We start from the raw sequence: 23,607 nt of genomic DNA on the forward strand, positions 1-23,607 counted from the left end.
TGCCGCCGTCTCCGTTTACTACGACGAGGCCCGCGCCCCCAGCTTCGGGGGCGCGGGCCTCGTCGTACGTACCGTCGCGGGGTGTCAGCCCTTGGAGGACTTCTTCTCGTCCGCGTCCTGGATGACCGCCTCGGCGACCTGCTGCATGGACATCCGCCGGTCCATCGACGTCTTCTGGATCCACCGGAACGCGGCCGGCTCCGACAGCCCGTACTCGGTCTGCAGGATCGACTTCGCACGGTCGACCAGCTTGCGGGTCTCCAGCCGCAGGGTGAGGTCGGCGACCTCCTGCTCCAGCTGCTTGAGCTCGGTGAAGCGGGACACCGCCATCTCGATCGCGGGCACGACGTCACTCTTGCTGAACGGCTTCACGAGATACGCCATCGCACCGGCGTCCCGGGCCCGCTCCACGAGGTCGCGCTGCGAGAAGGCGGTGAGCATCAGCACGGGCGCGATGCCCTCTTCGGCGATCTTCTCGGCGGCGGAGATACCGTCCAGCTTGGGCATCTTCACATCGAGGATCACCAGGTCGGGCTTGTGCTCACGGGCCAGCTCGACGGCCTGCTCACCATCACCGGCCTCACCGACGACGGTGTACCCCTCTTCTTCGAGCATCTCTTTGAGATCGAGCCGGATCAGGGCCTCGTCCTCGGCGATGACGACACGGGTCGTCAGCGGAGGCACGTGCGACTTGTCGTCGTCGGGCGCGTCTACGGGCTGGGGCGACTCGGGGGCGGTCACGGGGGCTCCTCGTTCAGGGCACGGGGGTGGTGCTGACAAGAGCGTACCTAGCTGCGAGTCCGTACGGTGACCCGGTATGCTTCCGATCAGCCAGTCCTGCCGGGTTGGTGGAAGGGCATACACGGATGTCTCAAACACATCTGCCCGAGAGGGCTTGCGGGTTCGAATCCCGCACCCGGCACTTCTGATCAAAAAGCGGAGGCTCACGTTCGCGTGAACCTCCGCTTTTTGCTGCGTGTCGTCGCGATCACGCTCACAGAGTGTGCACATGTTCATTCATGGCACGCGGGTTCGACAACAAGCACTGACGCTGCTGCGCGACGGCGCGAAGAACGCGGACGTGGCCCGGCAGCTCAACGTCCCGCTCGGCACCATCGGCTACTGGAAACACCTCGACCGCGCGAAGCATGGCGAGTGCCCAGGGAATCACGACCCCAAGTGCCCACGCTGCGACGGCCGAGACCTGGACCTGGCGGCGTACAGCTACCTGCTCGGCCTCTACCTCGGCGACGGCCACATCAGCCAGTACTCAGAGCACCGTGTACCCAGCCTGATGATCACGTGCGACGAGTCCTGGCCCGGGCTCATGGACAAGTGCGAAGCAGCCATGCGCACCGTCTTCCCCGACAACTCCGTCTGCCGAGTCCGCAAGGTCGGCTGCCGCAACGTGAAGGTCTACTCGAAGCACCTGCACTGCCTCTTCCCCCAGCACGGCCCCGGCAAGAAGCACGACCGCCGCATAGTCCTCGAACCCTGGCAGCAGGACATCGTCGACGCCCACCCCTGGGAGTTCATCCGGGGCCTCATCCACTCCGACGGCTGCCGCATCACCAACTGGACGACCCGCATGGTCGCCGGTGAGCGCAAGCGCTACGAATACCCCCGGTACTTCTTCACCAACAAGTCCGACGACATCCGGAAGCTCTTCACCGACACCCTCGACAAGGTCGGCGTCGGATGGACCACTCTGGCCCGCGGCAGCGACCCGTTCAACATCTCCGTCGCCCGCAAATCCTCAGTCGCCCTCATGGACACCCACGTCGGCCCCAAACACTGACCCCGCGCCCGCCGAGACATAGACAAACCGGGGGCATTACCAGTCCATCAGCCATAACGCGAACGGGATTTACCGAGATCCCGCGCATTCGTCCGCGAGGGCGGTCTCCTATTCGCCGGCGCTCTTCGCGGCGGCCGGGAAGGAATTGAGGGCGATTCAGATGTCCGGGCTCGTCACATTGCCTGCCACATTGCCCGCCGCGTTGCTCTCGCGCTACTTGGGGCTGTCGTCCTCGCCGACGTGGTGGACGCGGACGAGGTTCGTCGAGCCGGCGACTCCGGGGGGCGAGCCGGCCGTGATGACGACGATGTCGCCCTTCTGGCAGCGGCCGTACTTGAGGAGGAGTTCGTCGACCTGGTCGACCATCGCGTCGGTGGAGTCGACGTGCGGGCCGAGGATGGTCTCCACGCCCCAGGTGAGGTTGAGCTGGGCGCGGGTGGCCGGGTCGGGCGTGAAGGCCATCACGGGGATGGGCGACCGGTAGCGGGACAACCGCCGTACCGTGTCGCCGGACTGGGTGAAGGCCACCAGGAACTTCGCGCCGAGGAAGTCGCCCATCTCGGCGGCCGCGCGGGCCACGGCGCCGCCCTGGGTGCGGGGCTTGTTGCGTTCGGTCAGCGGGGGCAGACCCTTGGCGAGGATGTCCTCCTCGGCCGCTTCGACGATGCGGGACATGGTGGTGACGGTCGCGATGGGGTACTTGCCGACGCTGGTCTCGCCGGACAGCATCACCGCGTCCGTGCCGTCGATCACGGCGTTCGCCACATCGCTCGCCTCCGCGCGCGTGGGGCGGGAGTTCTCGATCATCGAGTCGAGCATCTGGGTGGCGACGATGACCGGCTTGGCGTTGCGCTTGGCCAGTTTGATGGCGCGCTTCTGGACGATCGGGACCTGTTCGAGGGGCATTTCCACGCCGAGGTCGCCGCGGGCGACCATGATGCCGTCGAAGGCGGCGACGATGCCGTCGATGGCCTCGACCGCCTGGGGTTTCTCGACCTTGGCGATGACGGGGAGGCGGTGGCCCTCCTCGTCCATGATGCGGTGGACGTCGTCGATGTCCTTGCCGCTGCGGACGAAGGACAGCGCGATGACGTCGAAGCCGGTGCGCAGGGCCCAGCGGAGGTCGGCCTCGTCCTTGTCGGAGAGGGCCGGGACGGACACGGCGACTCCGGGGAGGTTCAGGCCCTTGTGGTCGGAGACCATGCCGCCTTCGACGACCTTGGTGTGGACGCGGGGGCCGTCGACGGCGGTGACTTCGAGGCAGACCTTGCCGTCGTCGACGAGGACGCGCTCACCCGGGGTGACGTCCGCGGCGAGGCCGGCGTAGGTCGTTCCGCAGGACTGGCGGTCGCCTTCGGCGCCTTCTTCGACGGTGATGGTGAAGGTGTCTCCGCGTTCAAGGAGTACGGGGCCTTCGGTGAAGCGACCGAGTCGGATCTTCGGGCCTTGAAGGTCGGCGAGCATTCCGACGCTGCGGCCGGTCTCCTCGGAGGCCTTTCGGACGCGCTGGTAGCGCTCCTCGTGTTCGGCGTGGGTGCCGTGGCTGAGGTTGAAGCGGGCTACGTCCATTCCGGCTTCGACCAGGGCTTTGATCTGGTCGTAGGAGTCGGTGGCGGGGCCCAATGTACAGACGATTTTCGCTCGGCGCATAGTTTGAGCCTAGGCCTTACCGGCGGGTAGGGAATTGGCCGTGCATGACCACTCAACAACCTTTGGGTGAAGGGTTATTGACAAGGCTTGAATGTGCGGCGGGGTGCTCCAATGAGCGTTCGAATCGTCGAATTGCGGTTGCCTATGAAAGGCGCATGTCAAAGGCGCGGGGGTGCCATCGTGAAGCGTGCGTTGACCTGGGCGTAGATGTGTTGCCGCTGGGGTTCGAGGTCGAGGGGTGCGGCGGCGGTGTCCTCGGCGGCCGCGCCGGCGAAGGACATGGAGCGCATACGGCGCTGGGGGGTGCCGTAGGTCTCGGCGTTCTCGGCGCCGATGTCGGCGAGTTCGACGAGGGCGGCGAGGGTGGTGCCGAGTGCTTCGGCGTATTCGCGGGCGCGTTGGACGGCTTCGTGGACGGCTTGCTGGCGGGCCTGGCGGTGGACGGGTGAGTCGGGGCGCAGGGCCCACCAGGGTCCGTCGACGCGGGTGAGGTCGAGGTCGGCGAGGCGGGTGGTGAGTTCGCCGAGGGCGGTGAAGTCGACCAGTTCGGCGGTGATGGTGACCCTGCCGTGGTAGCGGTGGACGCGTTCGCCGCGGCCGTGTTTGGTGAGTTCGGGGGTGATGGAGAAGCCGCCGGTCTCCAGGCGTTCGACTGCTTCGCCGTAGCTTTTGACGAGGTCGAGGACGGTGGCGTTGCGGCGGGTGAGGTCGTCGAGGGCGGTGCGGCGGTCGGTGCCGCGGGCGGCGACGGTGATGCCGATGCGGGCGATCTCGGGGTCGACCTCGAGGCGGGCCTCGCCGCGGACGGCGATGCGGGGGGCGTCGGGGGTGCCGTAGGGGACGGGGGGTTGGGGTTCGTCTGTGGGCGTGGTCATGCGTCCCACTGTGTCATTCACCGGTGGGACACAGCTTGTGGTGGTCACCAGATCGAAACCTGCGGGGGCTGTTGCGCCAGGTAAGAAACAGGTCAGAATCTACGCGCGTTGTTGACCGTTTCCCGAGGAGATCCAGACATGCCCTTGAACCGCCGGAAGTTCCTGAAGAAGTCCGCCGTGACGGGCGCGGGGGTGGCGCTGGCCGGTGCGGCGGCGGCTCCGGCGGCGCAGGCCGCGGAGAAGAAGAAGCCGGGCAAGCACGCGAAGCGGTACTCGCTGACGGTGATGGGGACGACCGACCTGCACGGGCATGTCTTCAACTGGGACTACTTCAAGGACGCGGAGTACGCGGACGCGGCGGGCAACGCGATGGGGCTCGCTCGGGTGTCGACCCTCGTGAACCAGATCCGGCAGGAGAAGGGCCGTCGCAACACGCTGCTGCTGGACGCGGGCGACACGATCCAGGGCACCCCGCTGACGTACTACTTCGCGAAGGTGGACCCGATCACCGCCAAGGGCGGGCCGGTGCACCCGATGGCGCAGGCGATGAACGCGATCGGGTACGACGCGGCGGCGCTGGGCAACCACGAGTTCAACTACGGCATCGAGACGCTGCGGAAGTTCGAGGACCAGTGCCGTTTCCCGCTGCTCGGGGCGAACGCGCTGGACGCGAAGACGCTGAAGCCGGCGTTCCCGCCCTACTTCATCAAGAAGTTCCAGGTGCCGGGCGCTCCGCCGGTGAAGGTGGCGGTGCTCGGGCTCACCAACCCGGGTATCGCGATCTGGGACAAGGCGTATGTGCAGGGGAAGTTGACGTTCCCGGGGCTTGAGGAGCAGGCGGCGAAGTGGGTGCCGAAGCTGCGGTCGATGGGGGCGGACGTCGTCGTCGTGTCGGCGCACTCGGGGTCGTCGGGGACGTCGTCGTACGGTGACCAGCTGCCGTACGTGGAGAACTCGGCGGCGCTCGTCGCGCAGCAGGTGCCGGGGATCGACGCGATCCTCGTGGGCCACGCGCACGTGGAGATCCCCGAGTTGAAGGTCACGAACAAGGCGACGGGCAAGACGGTCGTGCTGTCGGAACCGCTGTGCTACGCCGAGCGGTTGAGCGTGTTCGACTTCAACCTCGTGTTCGAGAAGGGGCGTTGGAGCGTCGAGTCGGTGGCGGCCTCGCTGCGGGACGCGAAGACGGTCGCGGACGATCCGAAGATCACGCGGCTGCTGAAGGACGAGCACGCGCTGGTCGTGGAGTACGTCAACCAGGTGGTCGGTACGGCGACGGCGACGCTGACGACGGTCGACGCGCGGTACAAGGACGCGCCGATCATCGACCTGATCACCAAGGTCCAAGAAGACGTGGTGAAGGCCGCGTTGGCGGGGACGGCGTACGCGTCGCTGCCGGTGATCGCGCAGGCGTCGCCGTTCTCGCGGACGTCTCAGATCCCGGCGGGCAACGTGACGATCCGGGATCTGTCGGGTCTGTACGTGTACGACAACACGCTGGTGGCCAAGCTGCTGACGGGTGCTCAGGTGCGGGCGTACCTGGAGTACTCGGCGGAGTACTTCGTGCAGACGGCCGCCGACGCGGCCGTGGACACGGAGAAGTTGACGAACGCGGGCGGCCGTCCGGACTACAACTACGACTACGTGTCCGGGTTCTCGTACGACATCGACATCGCGCAGGCGGCGGGTTCGCGGATCAAGAACCTCACCTACAACGGTGCCGCGCTGGACGACGCGCAGCAGTTCGTGCTGGCGGTGAACAACTACCGGGCGAACGGCGGCGGCGCGTTCCCGCATGTGGCGTCGGCGACCGAGGTGTGGTCGGAGTCGACGGAGATCCGGACGCGGATCGCGGAGTGGGTGACCGCGAAGGGTGTGCTGGATCCGGCCGACTTCGCCTCGGTGGACTGGAAGTTGACGCGGAACGGGACGCCGGTGTTCTAGAGCCACCTGTTTTCTCTGGTGGGGGTCCGGCGGCTCTGGTCGCCGCCGGGCCCCTTCTCAGCGTTCCACGAGGGGTGTGAGGGTGCGGGCGGCCTGGCGGGCCGTGGGGATCTGGACCTGGGGGTCGAGTCCGAACGTGGTGAAGGCCGTTCGGCCGGGGAGGCGGTAAGGCTCCTTGCCCGTCAGGGAGTTGAGGATGGTCGCGCTGCGCCAGGCGGCGAGGCCGAGGTCGGGGGCGCCGACGCCGTGGGTGTGGAGTTCGGCGTTCTGGACGTAGACCTGGCAGCCGGAGCCGGTGACGGAGGGGTCGAGGACGAGCCTGAACTGGTCGTCGACGCGCGGGCGTTCGGCGCTGTCGCGGCGCAGGTAGGGGTCGAGTCCGGCGAGGATGCGGCCGAGGGGGCGTTCGCGGTAGCCGGTGGCGAGGACGACGGCGTCGGTGGTGAGGCGGGAGCGGGTGTTCTGCTGGAGGTGTTCCAGGTGGAGCTCGACCTTGGTGGTCGCGATCCGGCCCGCGGTGCGGACGCGGACGCCGGGGGTGAGGACGGCGTCGGGCCAACCGCCGTGCAGCGTACGGCGGTAGAGCTCGTCGTGGATGGCGGCGATGGTGTCGGCGTCGATGCCCTTGTGGAGCTGCCACTGCGAGGTGACGAGGCGGTCGCGGACTCCTTCGGCGAGGGCGTGGAAGTAGCGGGTGTAGTCGGGGGTGAAGTGCTCCAGGCCGAGCTTGGAGTACTCCATGGGCGCGAACGCCTCGCTGCGGCCGATCCAGTGGAGTTTCTCGTGGCCCGCGGGGCGGTGGCGGAGCAGGTCGAGGAAGACCTCGGCGCCGGTCTGGCCCGAGCCGATGACGGTGATGTGCCCGGCGGCGAGAAACGTTTCGCGGTGGGCGAGGTAGTCGGCGGCGTGGATGACGGGGACGCCGGGGGCCTCGACGAGGGGCTTGAGCGGGTCGGGGACGTAGGGGGCGGTGCCGACGCCGAGGACGATGTTCTTGGTGTACGTCCGCCCGAGGGCTTCGGCCTCGCCGTCGCTGTCGAGCTGGGTGAAGTCGACCTCGAACACGTCGCGTTCGGGGTTGAAGCGGACGGCGTCGACCTGGTGGCCGAAGTGGAGTCCGGGGAGGCTGTCGGCCACCCAGCGGCAGTAGGCGTCGTACTCGGCGCGCTGGATGTGGAAGCGCTCGGCGAAGTAGAAGGGGAAGAGGCGGTCGCGGGCCTTGAGGTAGTTGAGGAAGGACCAGGGGCTGGCGGGGTCGGCGAGGGTCACCAGGTCGGCCAGGAAGGGGACTTGGACGGTGGCGCCGTCGATGAGCAGGCCGGGGTGCCAGTCGAAGCCGGGGCGCTGTTCGTAGAAGGCGGTGTCGAGTTCGGTGAGGGGGTGGGCGAGGGCGGCCAGCGAGAGGTTGGACGGGCCGATGCCGATGCCGACCAGGTCGCGGGGTGAATCGGGTTCGGGGCGTGGGGGGTTGGGGGTCTGGGGGTGACCCGTCGGGGGGTGGCTCATCGGGGGGTGTTTCCTTCCACCAGTTTCAGGAGGGCGGCCAGGTCGTCGGGCCGGGTGTGGGGGTTGAGGAGGGTGGCCTTGAGCCAGAGCCGCCCGTCGAGCGCGGCCCGGCCGAGGACGGCCCGTCCGTCGGTGAGGAGTTGACGGCGTACGGCGGCCACGGCGTCGTCGGTGGCGTCGGCGGGCCGGAACAGGACGGTGCTGATGACGGGCAGGTCGTAGAGCTCGAAGCCGGGGTGGTCACGGACCAGGGCGGCGAACTCCCCTGCGCGGGCGCAGACTTGGTCGACTAGGGTGCCGAGTCCGGTACGGCCGAGGGTTTTCAGGGTGACGGCGAGCTTGAGGACGTCGGGGCGTCGGGTGGTGCGCATCGAGCGGCCGAGGAGGTCCGGGAGGCCGGCTTCGGTGTCGTCGTCGGCGTTGAGGTAGTCGGCGCGCTGGGTGAGGGCGGCGAGGTCGCGGGGCCTGCGGACGGCGAGGAGGCCGGCGGCGACGGGCTGCCAGCCGAGTTTGTGCAGGTCGAGGGTGACGGTGTGGGCGCGGTCGAGTCCGGCGAGTTTGTCGCGGTGGCGGTCGCTGAAGGTGAGGCCTCCGCCGTAGGCGGCGTCGATGTGGAGGCGGGCGCCGTGGGCCGCGCACAGCCCGGCGATCTCGGGGAGCGGGTCGATGAGTCCGGCGTCGGTGGTGCCCGCGGTGGCGGCGACCAGGACGGAGCCGCGCGCTTCCGGGAGTGCGGTGAGGGCTTCGTCGAGGGCGGCGGGGTCGAGGGTGCCGGTGGGGGCGGGGACGACGACGGGGTCGGGCAGGCCGAGCAGCCAGGCGGCGCGCGGCAGGGAGTGGTGGGCGTTGCTTCCGCAGACCAACTGCACGCTGCCGCCCTGGGCTTCGCGGGCGAGCAGCAGGGCGAGCTGGTTGGCCTCGGTGCCGCCGGTGGTGACGAGGGCGTCGGCGAGGCCGATCTCGTGGGCGAGGGTGCGGGTGACGAGGGCTTCGAGGGCGGAGGCGGCGGGGGCCTGGTCCCAGGAGTCGAGGGACGGGTTGAGCGCGCTGACGGCGAGGTCGGCCGCGGCGCTGACGGCGAGCGGCGGGCAGTGCAGGTGTGCCGCGCACAGCGGGTCGGCGGGGTCGGCGGCGCCCTCCGCCAGCGCGTGCACGAGGGCGCGCAGGGCGTCGGGGTCGCCTTCGTCGGGGAGTACGTCTCCTACGGCGTCCCGCATGCGGGCGGCGACCGCGTCGGGGCCGCCCGCGGGGAACGGGCCGCCGCGGGCCCGGCGGCCGGTGCCGAGGGCGTCGAGGACGGTGTCGAGCAACGGCCGCAGGGCGTCGGGTCCTTGGGGGCCTGAGGCGAGAGGGGCGCTGCTCATGCTGTCCTCCGGGGCGCGGGGCAGGGGGAGTTCCAGCTTGGACCTGGATGAGTCGACGCGCCCGGGGAGAACAACGATCAGAACCCGAAAGTGTTGTGTGAGCGGAGTGGGAGGGTCAGCGGAAGTCGTCCGCGTGGTCCTTCGCCCAGGTGCTGAACGGGCGGGCCGGTACGCCGGTGATCTCCTCCACCGTGGTGGTGATCTGCGGGGTCGTGCCGACGCTCCCGCCGAAGGCCTTGAGGAGGCCGGGGAGCATCTCCGGGGGTACGTGGGGGAAGAGTTCGGGGCCGACCTCGTCCACGGGGATCTCGTCGAAGCGCAGGTCGCGGCCGATGGCGTGGCCGATCGCGGTGATCTGCTGGGCCGTGGTGACCGGTTCGGGGCCGGTGAGGCGGTGGGCCGCTCCCTCGTGGCCGGGGTCGAGGAGGGCGCGTTCGGCGACGGCGGCGATGTCGTCCTCGTGGATCGGTGCCGAGACGCCGTCGGCGAAGGGGCCGCGTACGGTGTCGCCCGCGCGGATCTGCGGGGCCCACTGGAGGACGTTGGTCGCGAAGGCGTGGGGGCGCAGGACGGTCGCCGCGAGGCCGCTGTCGCGTACCTGCTGTTCGGCCCTGGCGTGCCAGACGTGGATGGGGTGGGTGGTGTCGGCGCCCTCTCGGATGACTCCGGAGGAGAGCATGACGACGTGCCGGACACCGGCCGCGCGGGCCGCGTCGAGCAGTACCGGGATCGTCTCACCGGTGGCCTGGAGATTCAGGAAGAGCTGGGACGCGCCGCTGAACAGGGCGGCGGGGTCGTCGAGTTGGTGGCGGACGACCTCCGCCTGCTGCGGTAACCCGGCCCGCTGGGGGTCGCGCGTCAGTGCCCGCACGGGCCGGCCCGCGGCGGTGAGGCGTTCCACCAGTGCGCGGCCGACGTTGCCGGTGGCGCCTGTCACTACGATCACGGGTTCCTCCTGGGGGCTGACCGTCCTTGGCGGCATAGAGCCTAGGAAGGACGGTCGGCCCGCCGCATCGTCGGCAGGGAGGATCACCCGGATCGCTGCTACGCCTCCCGGACCCGCAACGCCCGTGCCAGGTCGTCGAGTTGGTCGACGAGCTTGCGGCGCAGGGACGGGATGAGGTCGGCGTCGCGCAGGCACTCCTCGCCCAGGCGCAGGGTCTCGGCGTCGACGGCGTGGGTGGGGAAGGCCCAGCGGCCGGCGGCGTCGGCCATGGCGGGGCCTCGGCGGGTGGCGAGGGCTGCCGCGTCGGCGAAGTAGCGGGGGACGTACTCCCGTACCAGGTCGGCCTGTTCGGGTTGCCAGAAGCCCTGGGCGGTGGCGGTGAAGAGGTAGTTGGAGAGGTCGTCGGTGGTGAACATCGCCTCCCAGGCCTTGTGTTTGGCCTCGGGGTCGGGGAGGGCTGCCCGGCAGCGGGCGGCGCCCTCTTGACCGGTGGCGGACGGGTCGCGCTCCAACTCCGCCGCGATCGCGGGTTCGTCGGTGGCGCCGAGGACTGCCAGGCGGGCCAGGACGCGCCAGCGGAGTTCCGGGTCCAGCTCGGGGCCGCCGGGGACGGTGCCTTCGGTGAGCCAGGCGGCGATGGTGTCGGGGTGGGCGGCGACGTCGATGAAGTGGCGTACGGCGATGAGGCGCAGGCCGGGGTTGGAGCCGTCCTCGGTGCGGCGGATGAGGTCGCGGCACAGGGCGGTGAGGGTGGCGAGGGCGACCGGGCGGGCCTCGGGGGTGAGGTAGCGGTCGGTGACCTGGGCGGAGGCGAAGGCCAGGACGCCCTGGACGAGGGCGAGGTCCGTCTCGTGCGGGAGGTGGGCGCGGGCGGCGTCCAGGTAGGCGGAGGCGGGGAGTTGGCCGTCGCGGACGCTGTCGCGCAGGGCGTTCCAGACGACCGCGCGGGTGAGGGGGTCGGGGAGGCCGGAGAGGCCGGCGCGGACCGTTTCGAGGGACTCGGCGTCGAAGCGGATCTTGGCGTAGGTGAAGTCGCCGTCGTTGAGGAGGACGAGGGCGGGGCGTGGGCCCGAGGTGTCCGTGAGGCCGTTGCCGGTGATGGAGAGGTCCCGCTCGATGCGGCCGCGCAGGGTGAGGCGGCTCGCGTCGTGGAGGTCGTGGTCGTAGAGGCCGATGGTGATGCGGTGCGGGCGCTTGCCGCCGGCTGACTCGTGGGTGCCGAGGTGGGTGAGCCCGTCCCGGTCCTGGGCGGGGTCGGGCCCGGTCCAGACTCCGTGGCTGCCCTCGTGCTGGATGGCGAGGCTCCAGTAGCCGTCGGTGGCGCCGACTTCGGGCGTGAGGGTGTCCACCCCCGTCGTGCGCAGCCACGCGTCCGCCCAGGCGTGGACGTCTCGTTCGGTGCCGGAGGCGAGGGAGTCGATGAAGTCGGCGAGGGTGGCGTTGCCGAACTTGTGGCGGGCGAAGTGGGTGTTGATGCCGGCGAGGAAGTCCTTCTCGCCGAGCCAGGCCACCAACTGCCGTAGCGCGGAAGCGCCCTTGGCGTACGAGATGCCGTCGAAGTTCAGGAGGGCGGAGGCGGTGTCGTCGACGTTCTCCGGGGCCACGGGGTGGGTGGAGGGGCGCTGGTCGGCGTCGTAGCCCCAGGCCTTGCGGACGACGCCGAAGTCGGTCCAGGTGTCGGTGAAGCGGGTGGCCTCGGTGAGGGTCTGGTAGCCCATGTACTCGGCGAAGGACTCGTTCAGCCAGATGTCGTCCCACCACTGGAGGGTGACGAGGTCGCCGAACCACATGTGGGCCATCTCGTGGGCGATGACCATGCCGCGGGTCTGCCGCTCGGTGTCGGTGACGGCGGAGCGGTAGATGAACTCGTCGCGGAAGGTGACCAGTCCGGGGTTCTCCATGGCGCCCGCGTTGAACTCGGGGACGAAGGCCTGGTCGTAGGAGTCGAAGGGGTAGGGCTCCTCGAACTTCTCGTGGTAGCGGTCGTAGCACTGGCGGGTGATGTCGAGGATCTCCTCGGCGTCCGCGTCGAGGTGGGGGGCCAGGGAGCGGCGGCAGTGGATGCCGAAGGGCAGGCCGCGGTGTTCGGTGCGGACGGAGTGCCAGGGGCCGGCGGCGACGGCGACGAGGTAGGTGGAGATGAGGGGGGTGGGGGCGGCCTGCCAGCGGCCTTCGCCGAGGTGTTCGGTGATGCCGTTGGCGAGGACGGTCCAGCCTTCGGGGGCCGTCACGGTCAGGTCGAAGACCGACTTGAGGTCGGGCTGGTCGAAGGCGGCGAAGACGCGCTGGACGTCCTCCATGAAGAGCTGGGTGTAGAGGTACGTCTCGCCGTCGGTGGGGTCCGTGAAGCGGTGCATGCCCTCGCCGGTGCGGGAGTAGCGCATGCTCGCGTCGACGCGCAGTTCGTGCTCGCCCGCGGTGAGGCCGGGCAGCGGGAGCCGGTTCTCGACGAGGTGCCCGGGGTCGAGGGGGTGGCCGTCGAGGGTGACGGAGCGCAGCTCGGCGGGCTTGAGCTCGACGAAGGTGTCCGCGTCCGCGCGAGCGGTGAACGCGATGACGGTGCGGGAGTCGAAGGTGTCTTCGCCCGTCGTCAGATCGAGTTCGATCGTGTAGCGGTGGACGTCGAGGAGCCTGGCACGGGTCTGCGCTTCGTCGCGCGTCAGTACGGACATGAAGGACATGCTGCCTGATGGCACTGACATGGCACAGGGGTGGTTCCGTACGCGGCTTATGTCCGGTCGGGTGCGGGCGTGGGGGCGGATGCGGTGTTGCGGTCGTCGCGCTGGTAGGGCACGCGCGCGTCCGGGTGGGGCAGGGCGGGGCGGGGTTCGTGCGGGTCCTTCAGGAGGGCGCGGAGTTCGCGGACCTCGCGTTCGAGGGCCTGGTGGCGCTGGTGGGCGTCGTAGAGGTAGCGGACCTTGGTGCGCAGGGCCCAGGGGTCGACGGGTTTCATGACGAGGTCGGCGACACCGAGGGTGAAGGCGGCGGCGGTCGTCTCGGGGTCGGGGCCGAAGCCGGTGAGGAGGAGCACGGGGATGTGCTGGGTCTGCTCCAGGCGGCGCAGGTAGCGGACGACGTCCAGGCCGCTGACGCCGGGCATGCGCACGTCGAGCAGGAGGAGGCCGACCCTGCCGCGGAGCACCTGCTTGAGCGCCTCGTCGCCGCTGGTGGCGCGGGCGAGCCGGTGGCCCAGCGGGGCCAGGGCACTCTCCAGGGCGTACAGCGTGTCCTCATGGTCGTCGACGATGAGGATCTCGGCATCCGACGGCATGGCCCGACGTCCCTCCCGCGTGGGACAACCAGCTTATGACGCAGGTGTTGACGGGGCGTGCCCGTCATCTGACATGGAGTGCACAAGGAGCGCACAGCGCAGCATGGACCCGAACTCGCCCCGCTGTCACGCCCCTTACCGGACGTGCGAGGTCAGTTCGCCGTGGGTGAACCGCCGTTCACGGCGTCCTCCGCGATGCGCTCGTGGTGGCGGATGACCTCGCCGATGATGAAATTGAGGAACTTCTCAGCGAACGCCGGGTCCAGCTTGGCGCTTTCGGCCAGCGCGCGGAGGCGTTCGATCTGACGGGCCTCGCGGGCCGGGTCGGCGGGCGGCAGCCGGTGGGTGGCCTTGAGGACACCGACCTGCTGGGTGGCCTTGAAGCGCTCGGCGAGCATGTGGACGACGGCGGCGTCGATGTTGTCGATGCTGTCGCGCAGCCGGGCGAGCTCCTCGCGCACGGCGGGGTCGACGTCGCCGGTTCCGTTGGTGCTGGTGGTCATGGGCGACAACCCTACGTGGCCTACGACCACTCGGTGTTCGGGCCCTGTGTGGTGTGCGACCACACGGTCGTCGGCCCTAGGTGGCGTGCGGCCACTCGATCACCGGTGGGTCGGCCGGGTCGGGGACCTGGTCGCTCCAGCCGCCGGGGACGGTGCGGCCCTGTTGGGCGCGGAAGCGGACGGGGGGCATGCCGACGCGGCGGGTGAACAGGCGGCTGAAATAGGCGGGGTCGTCGTAGCCGACGCGGCGGGCGACGGCGGCGACGGGGAGTTCGGTGGCGGCGAGCAGCTCCTTGGCGCGGCCCAGGCGGATGCCGAGGAGGTAGTCCTTGGGGCTGCATCCGGCGCCCTGGCGGACGGCGGTGCGCAGGGCGGCGGGGGTCATACCGTGCCGGGCCGCGTGGTCGGCGACGGTCAGCGGCAGGCAGGCGTCGCGGGCGAGGGCCTGGAGCACCGGGTCGCCGTCGGGGGCGAGGTCGGCGCGGGCGCGGCGCAGGGCGACCAGGAGTTCGTGGACGGCGGCGCCGGTCTCCACCTCCAGGAGGGGGTTTCCGCGCCGCGCGGCGCGCGCCATGCGCCCGATGACCGCGCGGGGCCCCGTCGCGTCCGAGAGGGGCACCACGGGCCGCTCCGGCTCGATGTAGCCGAGTTCGGTGTACGTCGTCGTCGCGGGCCCGGTGAAGTCGACGAACCCCTCGTCCCAGCCGCCGCCGGGGTCGGGCGCGTAGTGGTGCGGCACACCGGGGGTGAGCCACAGCAGCGCGGGCGCGGCGACGGTCGTACGGCGGCCGTCGGGGCTCAGGTACCAGCCGCCGCCCGCGCTGATCACGACGGCGACGTGGTGGTCGAGGGTGCGGGGGCCGACGACGGGCAGGGCGCCGTACTGGAGGCCCACGCCGAGGCAGGCGAGGCCGAGGCGGTGGTGGGCGGGTGTGGGCGTGAAGAACCGCATCCAGGTGTGGTACATCGGCGCCCGCGCCCCCTCACACAGTGTTCGGTCCAAGTAGCGGTGATCTTTGTCCATGGACGTGATCGCCGCCAAGGGGAGAGAGTCGTCGGCATGAGTGAGTTCACCGTGGGCGACAGGGACTTTCTGCTGGACGGGCGGCCGGTGCGGCTGCTGTCCGGGGCACTGCACTACTTCCGGGTGCACGAGGCGAGCTGGGGGCACCGGCTGGCGATGCTGCGGGCGATGGGCCTCAACTGCGTGGAGACGTACGTCCCGTGGAACCTGCACGAGCCGGCGCCGGGGGACGTGAGGGACGTACAGGCGCTGGGCAGGTTCCTGGACGCGGCGCGGGAGGCGGGCCTGTGGGCGATCGTGCGCCCGGGGCCGTACATCTGCGCGGAGTGGGAGAACGGCGGGCTGCCGCACTGGCTGACCGGCGAGCTGGGGGCACGCGCGCGTACGCGTGACGCACGCTTCCTGGGGCATCTGGAGCGCTGGTTCCGGGAGTTGCTGCCGGAGGTCGTGTCCCGCCAGCTCGACCGCGGCGGCCCGGTGATCATGGTCCAGATCGAGAACGAGTACGGCAGCTACGGCTCCGACGCGGTGTATCTGCGCCGTGTGGAGGAGCTGTTGCGCGACCAGGGGGTCACGGTCCCGCTGTTCACCTCGGACGGTCCCGAGGACTTCATGCTGGGCGGCGGTTCGGTCCCCGGTGTGCTCGCGACGGTGAATTTCGGGTCCCACGCGCGCGTGGCCTTCGAGACGCTGCGCAGGCACCAGCCCGAAGGGCCGTTGATGTGCATGGAGTTCTGGTGCGGCTGGTTCGACCACTGGGGCGGCGAGCACGTCGTCCGCGATGCCCAGGACGCGGCGGCTGCCCTGCGCGAGATCCTGGAGTGCGGCGCGTCGGTCAACCTCTACATGGCGCACGGCGGCACCAACTTCGCCGGCTGGGCGGGCGCCAACCGGGGCGGCGGCGCCCTGCACGAGGGCCCGCTGGAGCCCGATGTGACGTCGTACGACTACGACGCCCCGATCGACGAGTACGGGCGCCCCACGGACAAGTTCTGGGCCTTCCGCGAGGTGCTGGCCGCGTACGCGGACGGCCCGCTGCCCGAACTCCCGCCCGCCCCCGTGCCGTTGGGCGCCCCGGCCGAGGTGGACCTGACGGCCTGGGCGTCCCTGACCGACGTACTGGAGGCGCTCGGCGGCCCTGAGACGGAGGGTCCGGTGCCGCCGACCTTCGAGGAACTGGACGTGGACCGCGGGATCGTCCGCTACGAAGTGACCGTTCCGGGACCGCGCGCACCGTATCCGCTCACCGCGCGCGGGCTGCGGGACCTGGCCGTGGTGTACGTCGACGGGGAGCGGGCCGGGGTCCTCATGGAGGGCGACGAGCAGCTCAAGGAGCCCGTCGCCGGGCACGCGCGTGTGCAGCTGTGGGTGGAGTCCCTGGGGAGGGTCAATTACGGGCCGCGGCTCGGGGAGGCGAAGGGGATCACCGGGGGGCTGCTGCACGAGCGGCAGTACCTGCATGACGTACGCGCGCGTGGACTGCGATTGGACGCGCTGGACTCGTCGGCCGACGTCGAGGGGGTTCCGCTGCGGAAGTTGCCCGCGGACGGCTCCCCCGGGCTGTACCGGGGCACCGCCGAGGTGGGCGGCGCCGGGGACGCCCTGCTCGAACTGCCGGGCTGGACGCGGGGGTTCGTGTGGGTCAACGGGTTCAATCTGGGGCGGTACTGGTCGGAGGGGCCGCAACGGGAGTTGTACGTCCCCGGTGCCGTCCTGCGGGAGGGTGTGAACGAGGTGTGGGTGCTGGAGCTCCAAGAGGCGCCGGTTCCTTCGGAGTCGGCCCTCGCGCTGCGAAGCCTCTGAAGGGTCATCGGGCGATGGGTGCGGACCCGATCTCGACCACCCGTGCCCAGTCGGGCGGTGTGTCCGGCACGTAGTCGGGGTTGTCCTCGGCGTACTCCCCGGTCTCGTAGCGGCGCGGGAAGAGGCCCACCACCGTGCGGCAGGACGGTCGGGTGTCCGGCCAGCGGGTCTGGCCGTCGGTGAGGACCACGACCGCGTCGGGCGGTGGCTGGGTGCGCAGCGCCTTGGCGAAACCGGTGCGCAGATCCGTGCCGCCGCCGCCCAGCAGCTCGATGCCCTCGGCGCGGCACAGCGGTTGCGCGACCCGGGCCGCCGCGTCGCACGGCACCACCGTGACGAGGTCGCGGCGGCCGCCCACCGCCCTTGAGATCGCGGCGACTTCGAGGAGCGCGCTGCCCAGCTCGGCGTCGCTGACCGACCCGGAGGTGTCGATCACCACGCACACCCGGGGCGGCCGGCGGCGCAGGCTCGGCAGCACGACGCCGGGCAGCGACACCGAGCGGCGGGACGGTCTGCCGTAGACGTAGTCCTCCCCCGCACCCGGCGCGGAGACCGCCGAGCGGATCGCCGCGCCGAGCAACTGCCGCCAGGGCTGCGGCGGATGGAACGCCTCCTCCGCCCACCGCCGCCAGCCGCTCGGGGCGCTGCCGGGGCGGCCGGTGATGCCCTGCGCCACCCGGAAGCGGACGGCGTCGCGCTGCTGCTCGCTGAGCCCGTGCGCGCCGTCCGCGCCCAGGTCCCACTCCCGGTCGAGCCCGTCGGCGCCGCTGCCGCAGTCCAGCCAGGCCAACTCCTGCGTGCGCGGGCCCAGTTGGAACCAGCGCAGGTAGTCCTCCATCAAGTTCCCCGCGGGCAGTCCCAACGTCTCCGGCCGGATCGCGCCCGCCGGGGTGACCAGGCCGTCGCCGTACGCGTCGTCGTTGATCTCGAAGTCGGCGGCGATGTTCATCCGCAGCCGCTCCCCCGGGCCGGTCAGCCCACGCTCACGGGCGACACGGTCGCTGCGCCCGTGATGGTCCCGGAGCAGATGCGACACCTCGTGGACCCACACTCCGGCCAGGTCCTCGACGGACATCCGGTCCACGAAACCGGGCGACACATAGCAACGCCAGTGCCGGTCGACGGCCATGGTCGGCACGTGCCGCGACTCGACCGTGTGCAGCGCGAACAGGGCCGTGGCGAGGTAGGGGCGGACGCGGGCGGCGAAGAGGCGGGCGGCGAAGAGTTTGTCGCGGTCGAGGGTGGGGGGCGGGGGCGCGGGTGCCCGGGTGCTCGCGGTGTTCACGGCGCCCGCTCCGTCCGGCGCGTTCACGGCGGCCCGAGTGTTCACGGAGTTCACAGCACCACCGCCGCCCGACACGTGCACAGTCCCCGGCGTCCTCATCGGCCTCCCTTCCCGGTGGTGCCGGTGACGGCCGCCGCGCGTGCCTGCGCCAGGTCCGCCCGGTGTGACAGGGAGACCACTCCGGCGAGCCGCTCGATGGACGCGGGAACGTCCCAGTCCTCCCGGCGGATCGAGGCGAGAGTGGTCGCCGGGACGACGACCAGGTCCGGGGCGCCGGTCTCCAGCGCCCGGACCAGCAGCGCCCAGGCCGCGTCCCAGCGGGCCCGGTCGGGACGGTTGCGGACGGCGGCCACCACCCCGTCGAGCACGGCCTGCCGCAGATCCCCGCGCTCGGGCAGCTCACCGGCCGTCGGGTCGGCGAGGAAGATCTCCGGGTCGGGCAGGTCCATGCGGTCGACGCAGGCCAGCAGTTCCAGCCCGGGACCGTCCCCCACCGTGCCCCTGACCAGCAGCGACAGCACCTCCCGGGAGGACCCGGCCGCCGTGGCGAAGGCGATCAGGCTGATCGCCATCTCCCAGCTCCGGGGCGAGGGCCACGCGCCGCCGCGCCGCGTCTCGTTGCCGGGCAGCTGGTGGACGAGCTTGGGCCGCCCGGTGAGCAGCCCGCACACCGCCCGGCGCGCGAAGTCCACGGCCTCGGGCAGCTTCTCCGGGTCGAGGCGCGGCAGGGTCGCCCGCGGCCAGGTGCCGCCGAGTCCGCGGACGACGACCTCGTGGTCGTGGGTCCACTGCAGGTGCACGAACCGGTTGGCCAGCGGCGGGCTCAGCTCCCAGCCGTCGGCCGCCGAGGAGCGCGGGTTGGCGGCGGCCACGATCCGTACCCCCGGCGGCAGCCGCAGCGCGCCGATCCGCCGTTCCAGCACCAGCCGCAGCAGCGCGGCCTGCACGGCGGGCGGCGCGGTGGACAACTCGTCCAGGAACAGCAGCCCTTTGCCCGCCCGCACGAGCCGTACGGCCCAGTCCGGCGGGGCCATCGGGACGCCCTGCTCGGCGGGGTCGTCGCCGATGACGGGCAGCCCGGAGAAGTCGGACGGCTCGTGCACGCTGGCGATCACCGTGGTCAACGGCAGCTCCAGCGCGTCGGCGAGCTGCGTCAGCGCGGCGGTCTTCCCGATCCCGGGCTCGCCCCACAGCAGCACGGGCAGGTCGGCGGCCACGGACAGGGTCAGGGCCTCCAGCTGGATGTCGGGGCGCGGTTCGGTGGTGGTGTCGCGCAGCAGGGTCAACAGGTCCCCGGCGACGTCGAGTTGAGTGGGCGAGAGGGTGGGGTTGAGGGCGGCGTACAGGGTGCGTGTGGGCATGGCGGATCACCTTTGGGGTCGAGGCGGGACAGGGGTGAAAGCTCAGGCGGGACATGGGTGAGGGCGGCCTCAGCGGTCGACTGCGGCGCCCGGTGCGGTCAGCGGGCGACGGTGTGACGAGGGCGCGAGGTGGGGCGGAGCCGTGGATGCGGACGCCCCGGGGCGAAGTGGCCGGTGCGCGGGCCGGGATCGGCCAGGCCCGCCCTGAACAGCCCGTAGGCGAGCCGTCGTTCGGCCGCGGCCCGCAGTTCGTCCCGCAACGCGCCACCGCGCAGCACCGCCTCGGGCCCGAGCAGCCCTTCTACGACGGCCAGCGCACCGGCGGTGTCGCCGTGCACGAGCCGTTCGCTGACGCCGGTGAGGCAGTCGGGGCGGCGATGGGCGTCGTCGATGGCCTGGAGGCAGGGCAACGGCGTGCCGGTCAGCGCGGCCAGCAGTTCCTCACGCCTGACCTCGGCCGGATCGTGGTCCAGGGGCGCCAGGACGCCGTCCACCAGACCGATCCGGTGCAGGGCGCCCCGGCATTCGACCAGGTGCGGCCGGACCGCCCGGTCCGGCACCGGCGCGCGATCCTCCGGCGGCGGACGGTCCGGTACGAGGGCGGCGGCGACCAGCGGATGCAGCCGGTCGGCGTCGATCTCGCCGGTGCGGAGCAGTTCCAGGTCGGGCAGGACCCAGGTCGCCGCGTCGGGCAGGACGGGTAGCGCGGCGGCACTGCCGTCGGTCGGCGCGGGGGCGATCCGCAGGGTGTCCCCGGCCGGATCCGGCGTCAGCGCGAGCCGGTGCCGGGAACCGAGCCGTACGACGACGGGACCGTTCCCGCGTCCCTCCGCGCGAAGCAGGATCGCCGCCTCGGCCGCCCACCGGTCGACGGCGCAGGGGAGACCCTCCGGCACCTCCAACTGGTCCGGGATCTCCGGCCGTTCCGCCCCGGACCGCTCCCGCAGCTCACCGCTTCTCCCCGCGTCCCACAGATGCCGGTGCAGGTCGAGGCGGAACGAGCGGCTGGGCCGGGGATGCGGATGCCGACGGGCGTCGGGGTCGTGGCGGGTGCCGTCCCACAGGGCGAGGCTGATGCGCTGGCCGCCGTCCGCCCAGGCCGGTGGTGTCCGGACCACGAGGTGCGGCGGGCCGGTGGAGTCGTCGCCGTAGCGGGCCAGCGTGAGGGTCAGTCCCGGGCGCAGCAGGCCGTCCGGGGCGATCCTCGGGAGGTGCCAGCGGAGCAGGTCGGGGGCGAGACTACGGAGGTCGGCGCGGACCCGGGCGGCGACTTCCCGGCCGTGGGCGCGCGCTACGGATCGTAGGTCGAGATCGACGTCGACGCGGGCGGCGGCGCAGGCGCCCGCCCAGTCACCGGCAGCACGGCGGGCCGTGGCCGTCTCGATCATGGAGGGCGGCACGGCGAACTCGCGCACGCGCGGCCAGAAGGAACGCGGGGACTCCTCGTTCGCGGGGTGAAGGTGCATCAGCACTCACCTTGCGCGGACGGGACCCCCATTCTGTGAACAGAGTGAGTGGTCATCGCCGGGAGCATAACCGCCCCGTCCGCGATCTGCCAGGGAAATACGGGGGCGTGCTTCGGCGGGCAGCGGCATAGAGTGGATGCGGGTTCAGGGCGTCTCTGGGGGTTGTGGACGTGGCGGACGACGGACCGGTCGAGCACGGCTACCCGCACCTCGATACGGTGCGGGACGCCATCACCGCGCTCTACAAACGGCTGTCCTACGACACCGTCCAGACGTTCGCGACCAGCGTGGCCCCCGTCGACGTGGCGTTCGCCGACACGGACGACCTGCATCTGGGCGCGCAGCGGGTGGCCCGCGAGATGGTCCGGCACTACCGGCTCCCCGACGCCCGGCCGATCATCAGCTTCCGTGAGATGACGCATGCGGCGAACGTCGAACTCACCGCCGGGCCCGAGTACTTCATCGAGCTGAACGACCGGTTCCGCACGCATCGGCGGGACATCGGCGCGGCTCTCGCGCACGAGGTCATGCACGTCTACCTCCACCGCCTCGACCTGTCCTTCCCCGGCACCCGTGAGAACGAGATCCTCACGGACACGGCGGCGACGTACCTCGGCGCGGGGTGGCTGCTGCTGGACGCGTACCGGGAGGACTCGGCGTCCTCGCAGAAACTCGGGTACCTCACCCCGGAGGAGTTCGGGTACGTCCTCGCCAAGCGGGCCCTGGTCTTCGGCGAGGACCCCTCCGTGTGGTTCACCAGCCCGCAGGCCTACACGGCGTACGTCAAGGGCATGGCCCAGGCCCGACGCGACGAGCAGCAGCCGCCGCTGACGGCGGCGGGGTGGGCCGGCAGGCGCCGGTACGCCCATGACCGCCGGCACGCACCCGGGCCCGCTCCTCAGTCAGGCGTGCCGTATGCCTTCAGCGGGGACCGGGGTGGCAGCCTGCGGGTGTCGTTCCCGTGCCCTACGTGTCATCAGCGCATCCGGGTGCCGGTGCGGGGGCGGGTACGGGCGAGGTGTTCCCTGTGCCGGACGGTACTGGAATGCGACACGTAGGCATGCGCGCCCACCGCGCGTGCGGGTCGGCTGAGAAGTGGACCAAGAAGCACCCTCTTCGCCTACGCCCCGTAAACCGCCCCCGGAATCTCCGCCTCCTCCAAAAGCCTCACCACCACCTCCCCCACTTCCCCCGCACTCCACCGCGCCCCCTTGTCCACACTCGGCCCCGCCCGCCACCCCTCCATGACAGCGATCCGCCCACCCTCAGCCTCAAAGACCCGCCCGGTAACCCCAGCACTGGCCCCCGACCCCAACCACACCACCAACGGCGACACGTTCTCCGGCGCCATCACATCGAACCCGGAACCAGGCGCGGCCATGGTCTCCGCGAAGGTGTGCTCCGTCATGCGGGTCCGCGCGGCGGGGGCGATCGCGTTGACCTGGACTCCGTAGCGGGCGAGTTCGGCCGCCGCGACCAGGGTGAGGCCGATGATGCCGGCCTTGGCGGCGCTGTAGTTGCCCTGTCCGACCGAGCCCAACAGCCCTGCTCCGCTACTGGTGTTGATGATCCGGGCGACGGGAGTGCGGCCGGCTTTCGTCTCCGCGCGCCAGTGCGCCGCCGCGTGCTTGAGGGGCAGGAAGTGCCCCTTCAGATGGACCCGCATCACCGCGTCCCAGTCGTCCTCGTCGAGGTTGACGAGCATCCGGTCGCGCAGGTAACCCGCGTTGTTGACAAGGGTGTCGAGCCGCCCGTAGGCCTCCAGCGCGGTCGCGACCAGGGACGCGGCACCGGCGGCCGTGGCGATGTCGCCGCCGTGGGCCACCGCCTCGCCGCCCGCCGCGCGGATCTCGGCGACGACCTGTGCGGCCGGGCTGTCGGGGTCGGGGGTGCCGTCGAGGCCGACGCCGAGGTCGTTGACGACGACCCGGGCGCCCTCGGCGGCGAAGGCGAGGGCGTGGGCGCGGCCGAGCCCCCGCCCCGCGCCGGTGACGACGACGACCCGTCCGGCACAGATTCCGCTCATCTCGGTCACCCTTCAACTCGCTTGCCCTTGTTGGCGGTTGCCGCGTCCAGGAACGCCGGACGCTCCCCGCCCCCGTGGACGAGAAGGCTCGCCCCGCTGATGTACGCGGCCGCATCGGAGGCGAGGAAGACCGCCGCCGCGCCGATGTCGGAGGGGTCGGCGAGGCGGCCGAGCGGGACGGTTCGGGAGACGGCCTCGATCGCGTCCTCGCCGCCGTAGTGGAGGTGGGACAGTTCCGTGCGGACCATGCCGACGACGAGCGTGTTGACGCGGATGTCCGGTGCCCACTCCACCGCCATCGAACGCGCCAGGTTCTCAAGACCGGCCTTGGCCGCCCCGTACGCCGCCGAACCGGGCGAGGGGCGGCTGCCGCTGACGCTGCCGATCATCACGACCGAGCCCTTGGCCCGCTTGAGGTGTTCGTACGCGGCGAGGGAGGCGGTGAGCGGGGCGAGGAGGTTCAACTCGATGATCCGCGCGTGGCGTTCGGCCTCCGCGTCGATCAGGGGGCGGTACGGCGCGCCGCCCGCGTTGTTGACGAGCACGTCGAGTCGGGGCAGCGCGGCGAAGAACTCCCGTACGGCGTCCGGGTCGCGCAGGTCGAGGGGCCTGAACTCGGTTCCCTTGACCGGGTCTTCGGGCGGTCTGCGCGCACAGGTCCGCACTTCGGCACCGGCCTCGGCGAAGGCCCGTGCGATACCGGCGCCGACGCCTCGGGTGCCGCCGGTGACGAGGACGGTCCGGCCGGCAAGCGGGGCGTCACGCGAGTTGTCCACAGGGCGATC

The 23,607-nt window shown here is 71.3% G+C and carries 19 protein-coding genes and 1 tRNA gene; 5 read left to right on the forward strand and 15 right to left on the reverse strand.

The annotated features are described in order from the left end of the window. Positions 1 to 84: 84 nt before the first annotated feature. Positions 85 to 741 (reverse strand): ANTAR domain-containing response regulator, encoded by a 657-nt coding sequence (locus tag R2B38_RS08670; protein WP_019062225.1) that lies wholly within the window; start codon positions 739 to 741, stop codon positions 85 to 87. A 98-nt stretch (positions 742 to 839) separates the two neighbouring features. Between R2B38_RS08670 and R2B38_RS08675 the strand changes: the two genes are divergently transcribed. Further along, a tRNA-Leu gene (locus R2B38_RS08675) sits at positions 840 to 922 on the forward strand. Between the two features lie 87 nt (positions 923 to 1,009). Then, positions 1,010 to 1,798: a helix-turn-helix domain-containing protein gene (locus tag R2B38_RS08680; protein ID WP_318015699.1), complete on the forward strand. Its 789-nt coding sequence runs from the start codon at positions 1,010 to 1,012 to the stop codon at positions 1,796 to 1,798. Between the two features lie 213 nt (positions 1,799 to 2,011). On the opposite strand, the gene pyk is transcribed toward R2B38_RS08680, so the two are convergent. Both pyk and R2B38_RS08690 read right to left on the reverse strand, forming a co-directional pair. Further along, complete coding sequence (gene pyk / locus R2B38_RS08685) at positions 2,012 to 3,448, reverse strand: pyruvate kinase (protein WP_318015700.1); 1,437 nt, start codon at positions 3,446 to 3,448, stop codon at positions 2,012 to 2,014. Positions 3,449 to 3,606: 158 nt separating this feature from the next. Beyond that, entirely contained in the window at positions 3,607 to 4,323 is a 717-nt protein-coding gene (locus R2B38_RS08690; RefSeq protein ID WP_318015701.1) for an SIMPL domain-containing protein, read from the reverse strand. Between the two features lie 138 nt (positions 4,324 to 4,461). Here R2B38_RS08690 and R2B38_RS08695 point away from each other — a divergent pair, with 138 nt between their 5' ends. Further along, a complete protein-coding gene (locus R2B38_RS08695; protein WP_318015702.1) occupies positions 4,462 to 6,267 on the forward strand; it encodes a bifunctional metallophosphatase/5'-nucleotidase in 1,806 nt (601 codons plus the stop codon). A 57-nt stretch (positions 6,268 to 6,324) separates the two neighbouring features. Here R2B38_RS08695 and R2B38_RS08700 read toward each other — a convergent pair whose 3' ends face one another. The 7 genes from R2B38_RS08700 to R2B38_RS08730 all read right to left on the reverse strand — a co-directional run bounded on the left by R2B38_RS08700 (position 6,325) and on the right by R2B38_RS08730 (position 14,824). Then, on the reverse strand, positions 6,325 to 7,773 hold the full coding sequence (locus tag R2B38_RS08700; RefSeq protein ID WP_318015703.1) for a lysine N(6)-hydroxylase/L-ornithine N(5)-oxygenase family protein: 1,449 nt from the start codon (positions 7,771 to 7,773) through the stop codon (positions 6,325 to 6,327). Beyond that, positions 7,770 to 9,137: a pyridoxal phosphate-dependent decarboxylase family protein gene (locus tag R2B38_RS08705; protein ID WP_318015704.1), complete on the reverse strand. Its 1,368-nt coding sequence runs from the start codon at positions 9,135 to 9,137 to the stop codon at positions 7,770 to 7,772. Before R2B38_RS08705 ends, R2B38_RS08700 begins: the two co-directional genes overlap by 4 nt. A gap of 115 nt (positions 9,138 to 9,252) precedes the next feature. Then, positions 9,253 to 10,083: an NAD(P)H-binding protein gene (locus R2B38_RS08710; protein ID WP_318015705.1), complete on the reverse strand. Its 831-nt coding sequence runs from the start codon at positions 10,081 to 10,083 to the stop codon at positions 9,253 to 9,255. 98 nt (positions 10,084 to 10,181) lie between these two features. Further along, positions 10,182 to 12,764, reverse strand: coding sequence for an aminopeptidase N (gene pepN / locus R2B38_RS08715; protein ID WP_318021614.1), 2,583 nt, complete (start codon positions 12,762 to 12,764; stop codon positions 10,182 to 10,184). Between the two features lie 47 nt (positions 12,765 to 12,811). Continuing rightward, positions 12,812 to 13,354: a two-component system response regulator gene (locus tag R2B38_RS08720; RefSeq protein WP_318015706.1), complete on the reverse strand. Its 543-nt coding sequence runs from the start codon at positions 13,352 to 13,354 to the stop codon at positions 12,812 to 12,814. A 152-nt stretch (positions 13,355 to 13,506) separates the two neighbouring features. Beyond that, positions 13,507 to 13,857 carry a chorismate mutase gene (locus tag R2B38_RS08725; protein ID WP_033286773.1) on the reverse strand — a complete coding sequence of 117 codons (351 nt, stop codon included), beginning with the start codon at positions 13,855 to 13,857 and terminating at the stop codon, positions 13,507 to 13,509. A gap of 76 nt (positions 13,858 to 13,933) precedes the next feature. Beyond that, positions 13,934 to 14,824, reverse strand: coding sequence for an AraC family transcriptional regulator (locus R2B38_RS08730; RefSeq protein WP_318015707.1), 891 nt, complete (start codon positions 14,822 to 14,824; stop codon positions 13,934 to 13,936). Between the two features lie 93 nt (positions 14,825 to 14,917). On the opposite strand from R2B38_RS08730, the gene R2B38_RS08735 reads away from it, so the two are divergent. Further along, on the forward strand, positions 14,918 to 16,684 hold the full coding sequence (locus R2B38_RS08735; protein WP_318015708.1) for a beta-galactosidase: 1,767 nt from the start codon (positions 14,918 to 14,920) through the stop codon (positions 16,682 to 16,684). A gap of 4 nt (positions 16,685 to 16,688) precedes the next feature. Here the strand turns inward: R2B38_RS08735 and R2B38_RS08740 are convergent, their stop codons facing one another. The 3 genes from R2B38_RS08740 to R2B38_RS08750 form a co-directional block, all read right to left on the reverse strand. Further along, positions 16,689 to 18,014, reverse strand: coding sequence for a DUF2201 family putative metallopeptidase (locus R2B38_RS08740; protein ID WP_411978429.1), 1,326 nt, complete (start codon positions 18,012 to 18,014; stop codon positions 16,689 to 16,691). A 50-nt stretch (positions 18,015 to 18,064) separates the two neighbouring features. Then, positions 18,065 to 19,330, reverse strand: coding sequence for a MoxR family ATPase (locus R2B38_RS08745; protein WP_318015709.1), 1,266 nt, complete (start codon positions 19,328 to 19,330; stop codon positions 18,065 to 18,067). Between the two features lie 98 nt (positions 19,331 to 19,428). Next, positions 19,429 to 20,796 (reverse strand): hypothetical protein, encoded by a 1,368-nt coding sequence (locus R2B38_RS08750; RefSeq protein ID WP_318015710.1) that lies wholly within the window; start codon positions 20,794 to 20,796, stop codon positions 19,429 to 19,431. Between the two features lie 170 nt (positions 20,797 to 20,966). Here R2B38_RS08750 and R2B38_RS08755 point away from each other — a divergent pair, with 170 nt between their 5' ends. Further along, on the forward strand, positions 20,967 to 21,854 hold the full coding sequence (locus tag R2B38_RS08755; RefSeq protein WP_318015711.1) for a hypothetical protein: 888 nt from the start codon (positions 20,967 to 20,969) through the stop codon (positions 21,852 to 21,854). Between the two features lie 62 nt (positions 21,855 to 21,916). On the opposite strand, the gene R2B38_RS08760 is transcribed toward R2B38_RS08755, so the two are convergent. Next, positions 21,917 to 22,822, reverse strand: coding sequence for an SDR family oxidoreductase (locus R2B38_RS08760; RefSeq protein ID WP_318015712.1), 906 nt, complete (start codon positions 22,820 to 22,822; stop codon positions 21,917 to 21,919). A 5-nt stretch (positions 22,823 to 22,827) separates the two neighbouring features. Then, positions 22,828 to 23,598, reverse strand: a complete 771-nt coding sequence (locus R2B38_RS08765; RefSeq protein ID WP_318015713.1) for an SDR family oxidoreductase — start codon at positions 23,596 to 23,598, stop codon at positions 22,828 to 22,830. Positions 23,599 to 23,607 lie beyond the last annotated feature (9 nt).

The organism is Streptomyces sp. N50 (assembly GCF_033335955.1).
Taxonomy (GTDB): domain Bacteria; phylum Actinomycetota; class Actinomycetes; order Streptomycetales; family Streptomycetaceae; genus Streptomyces.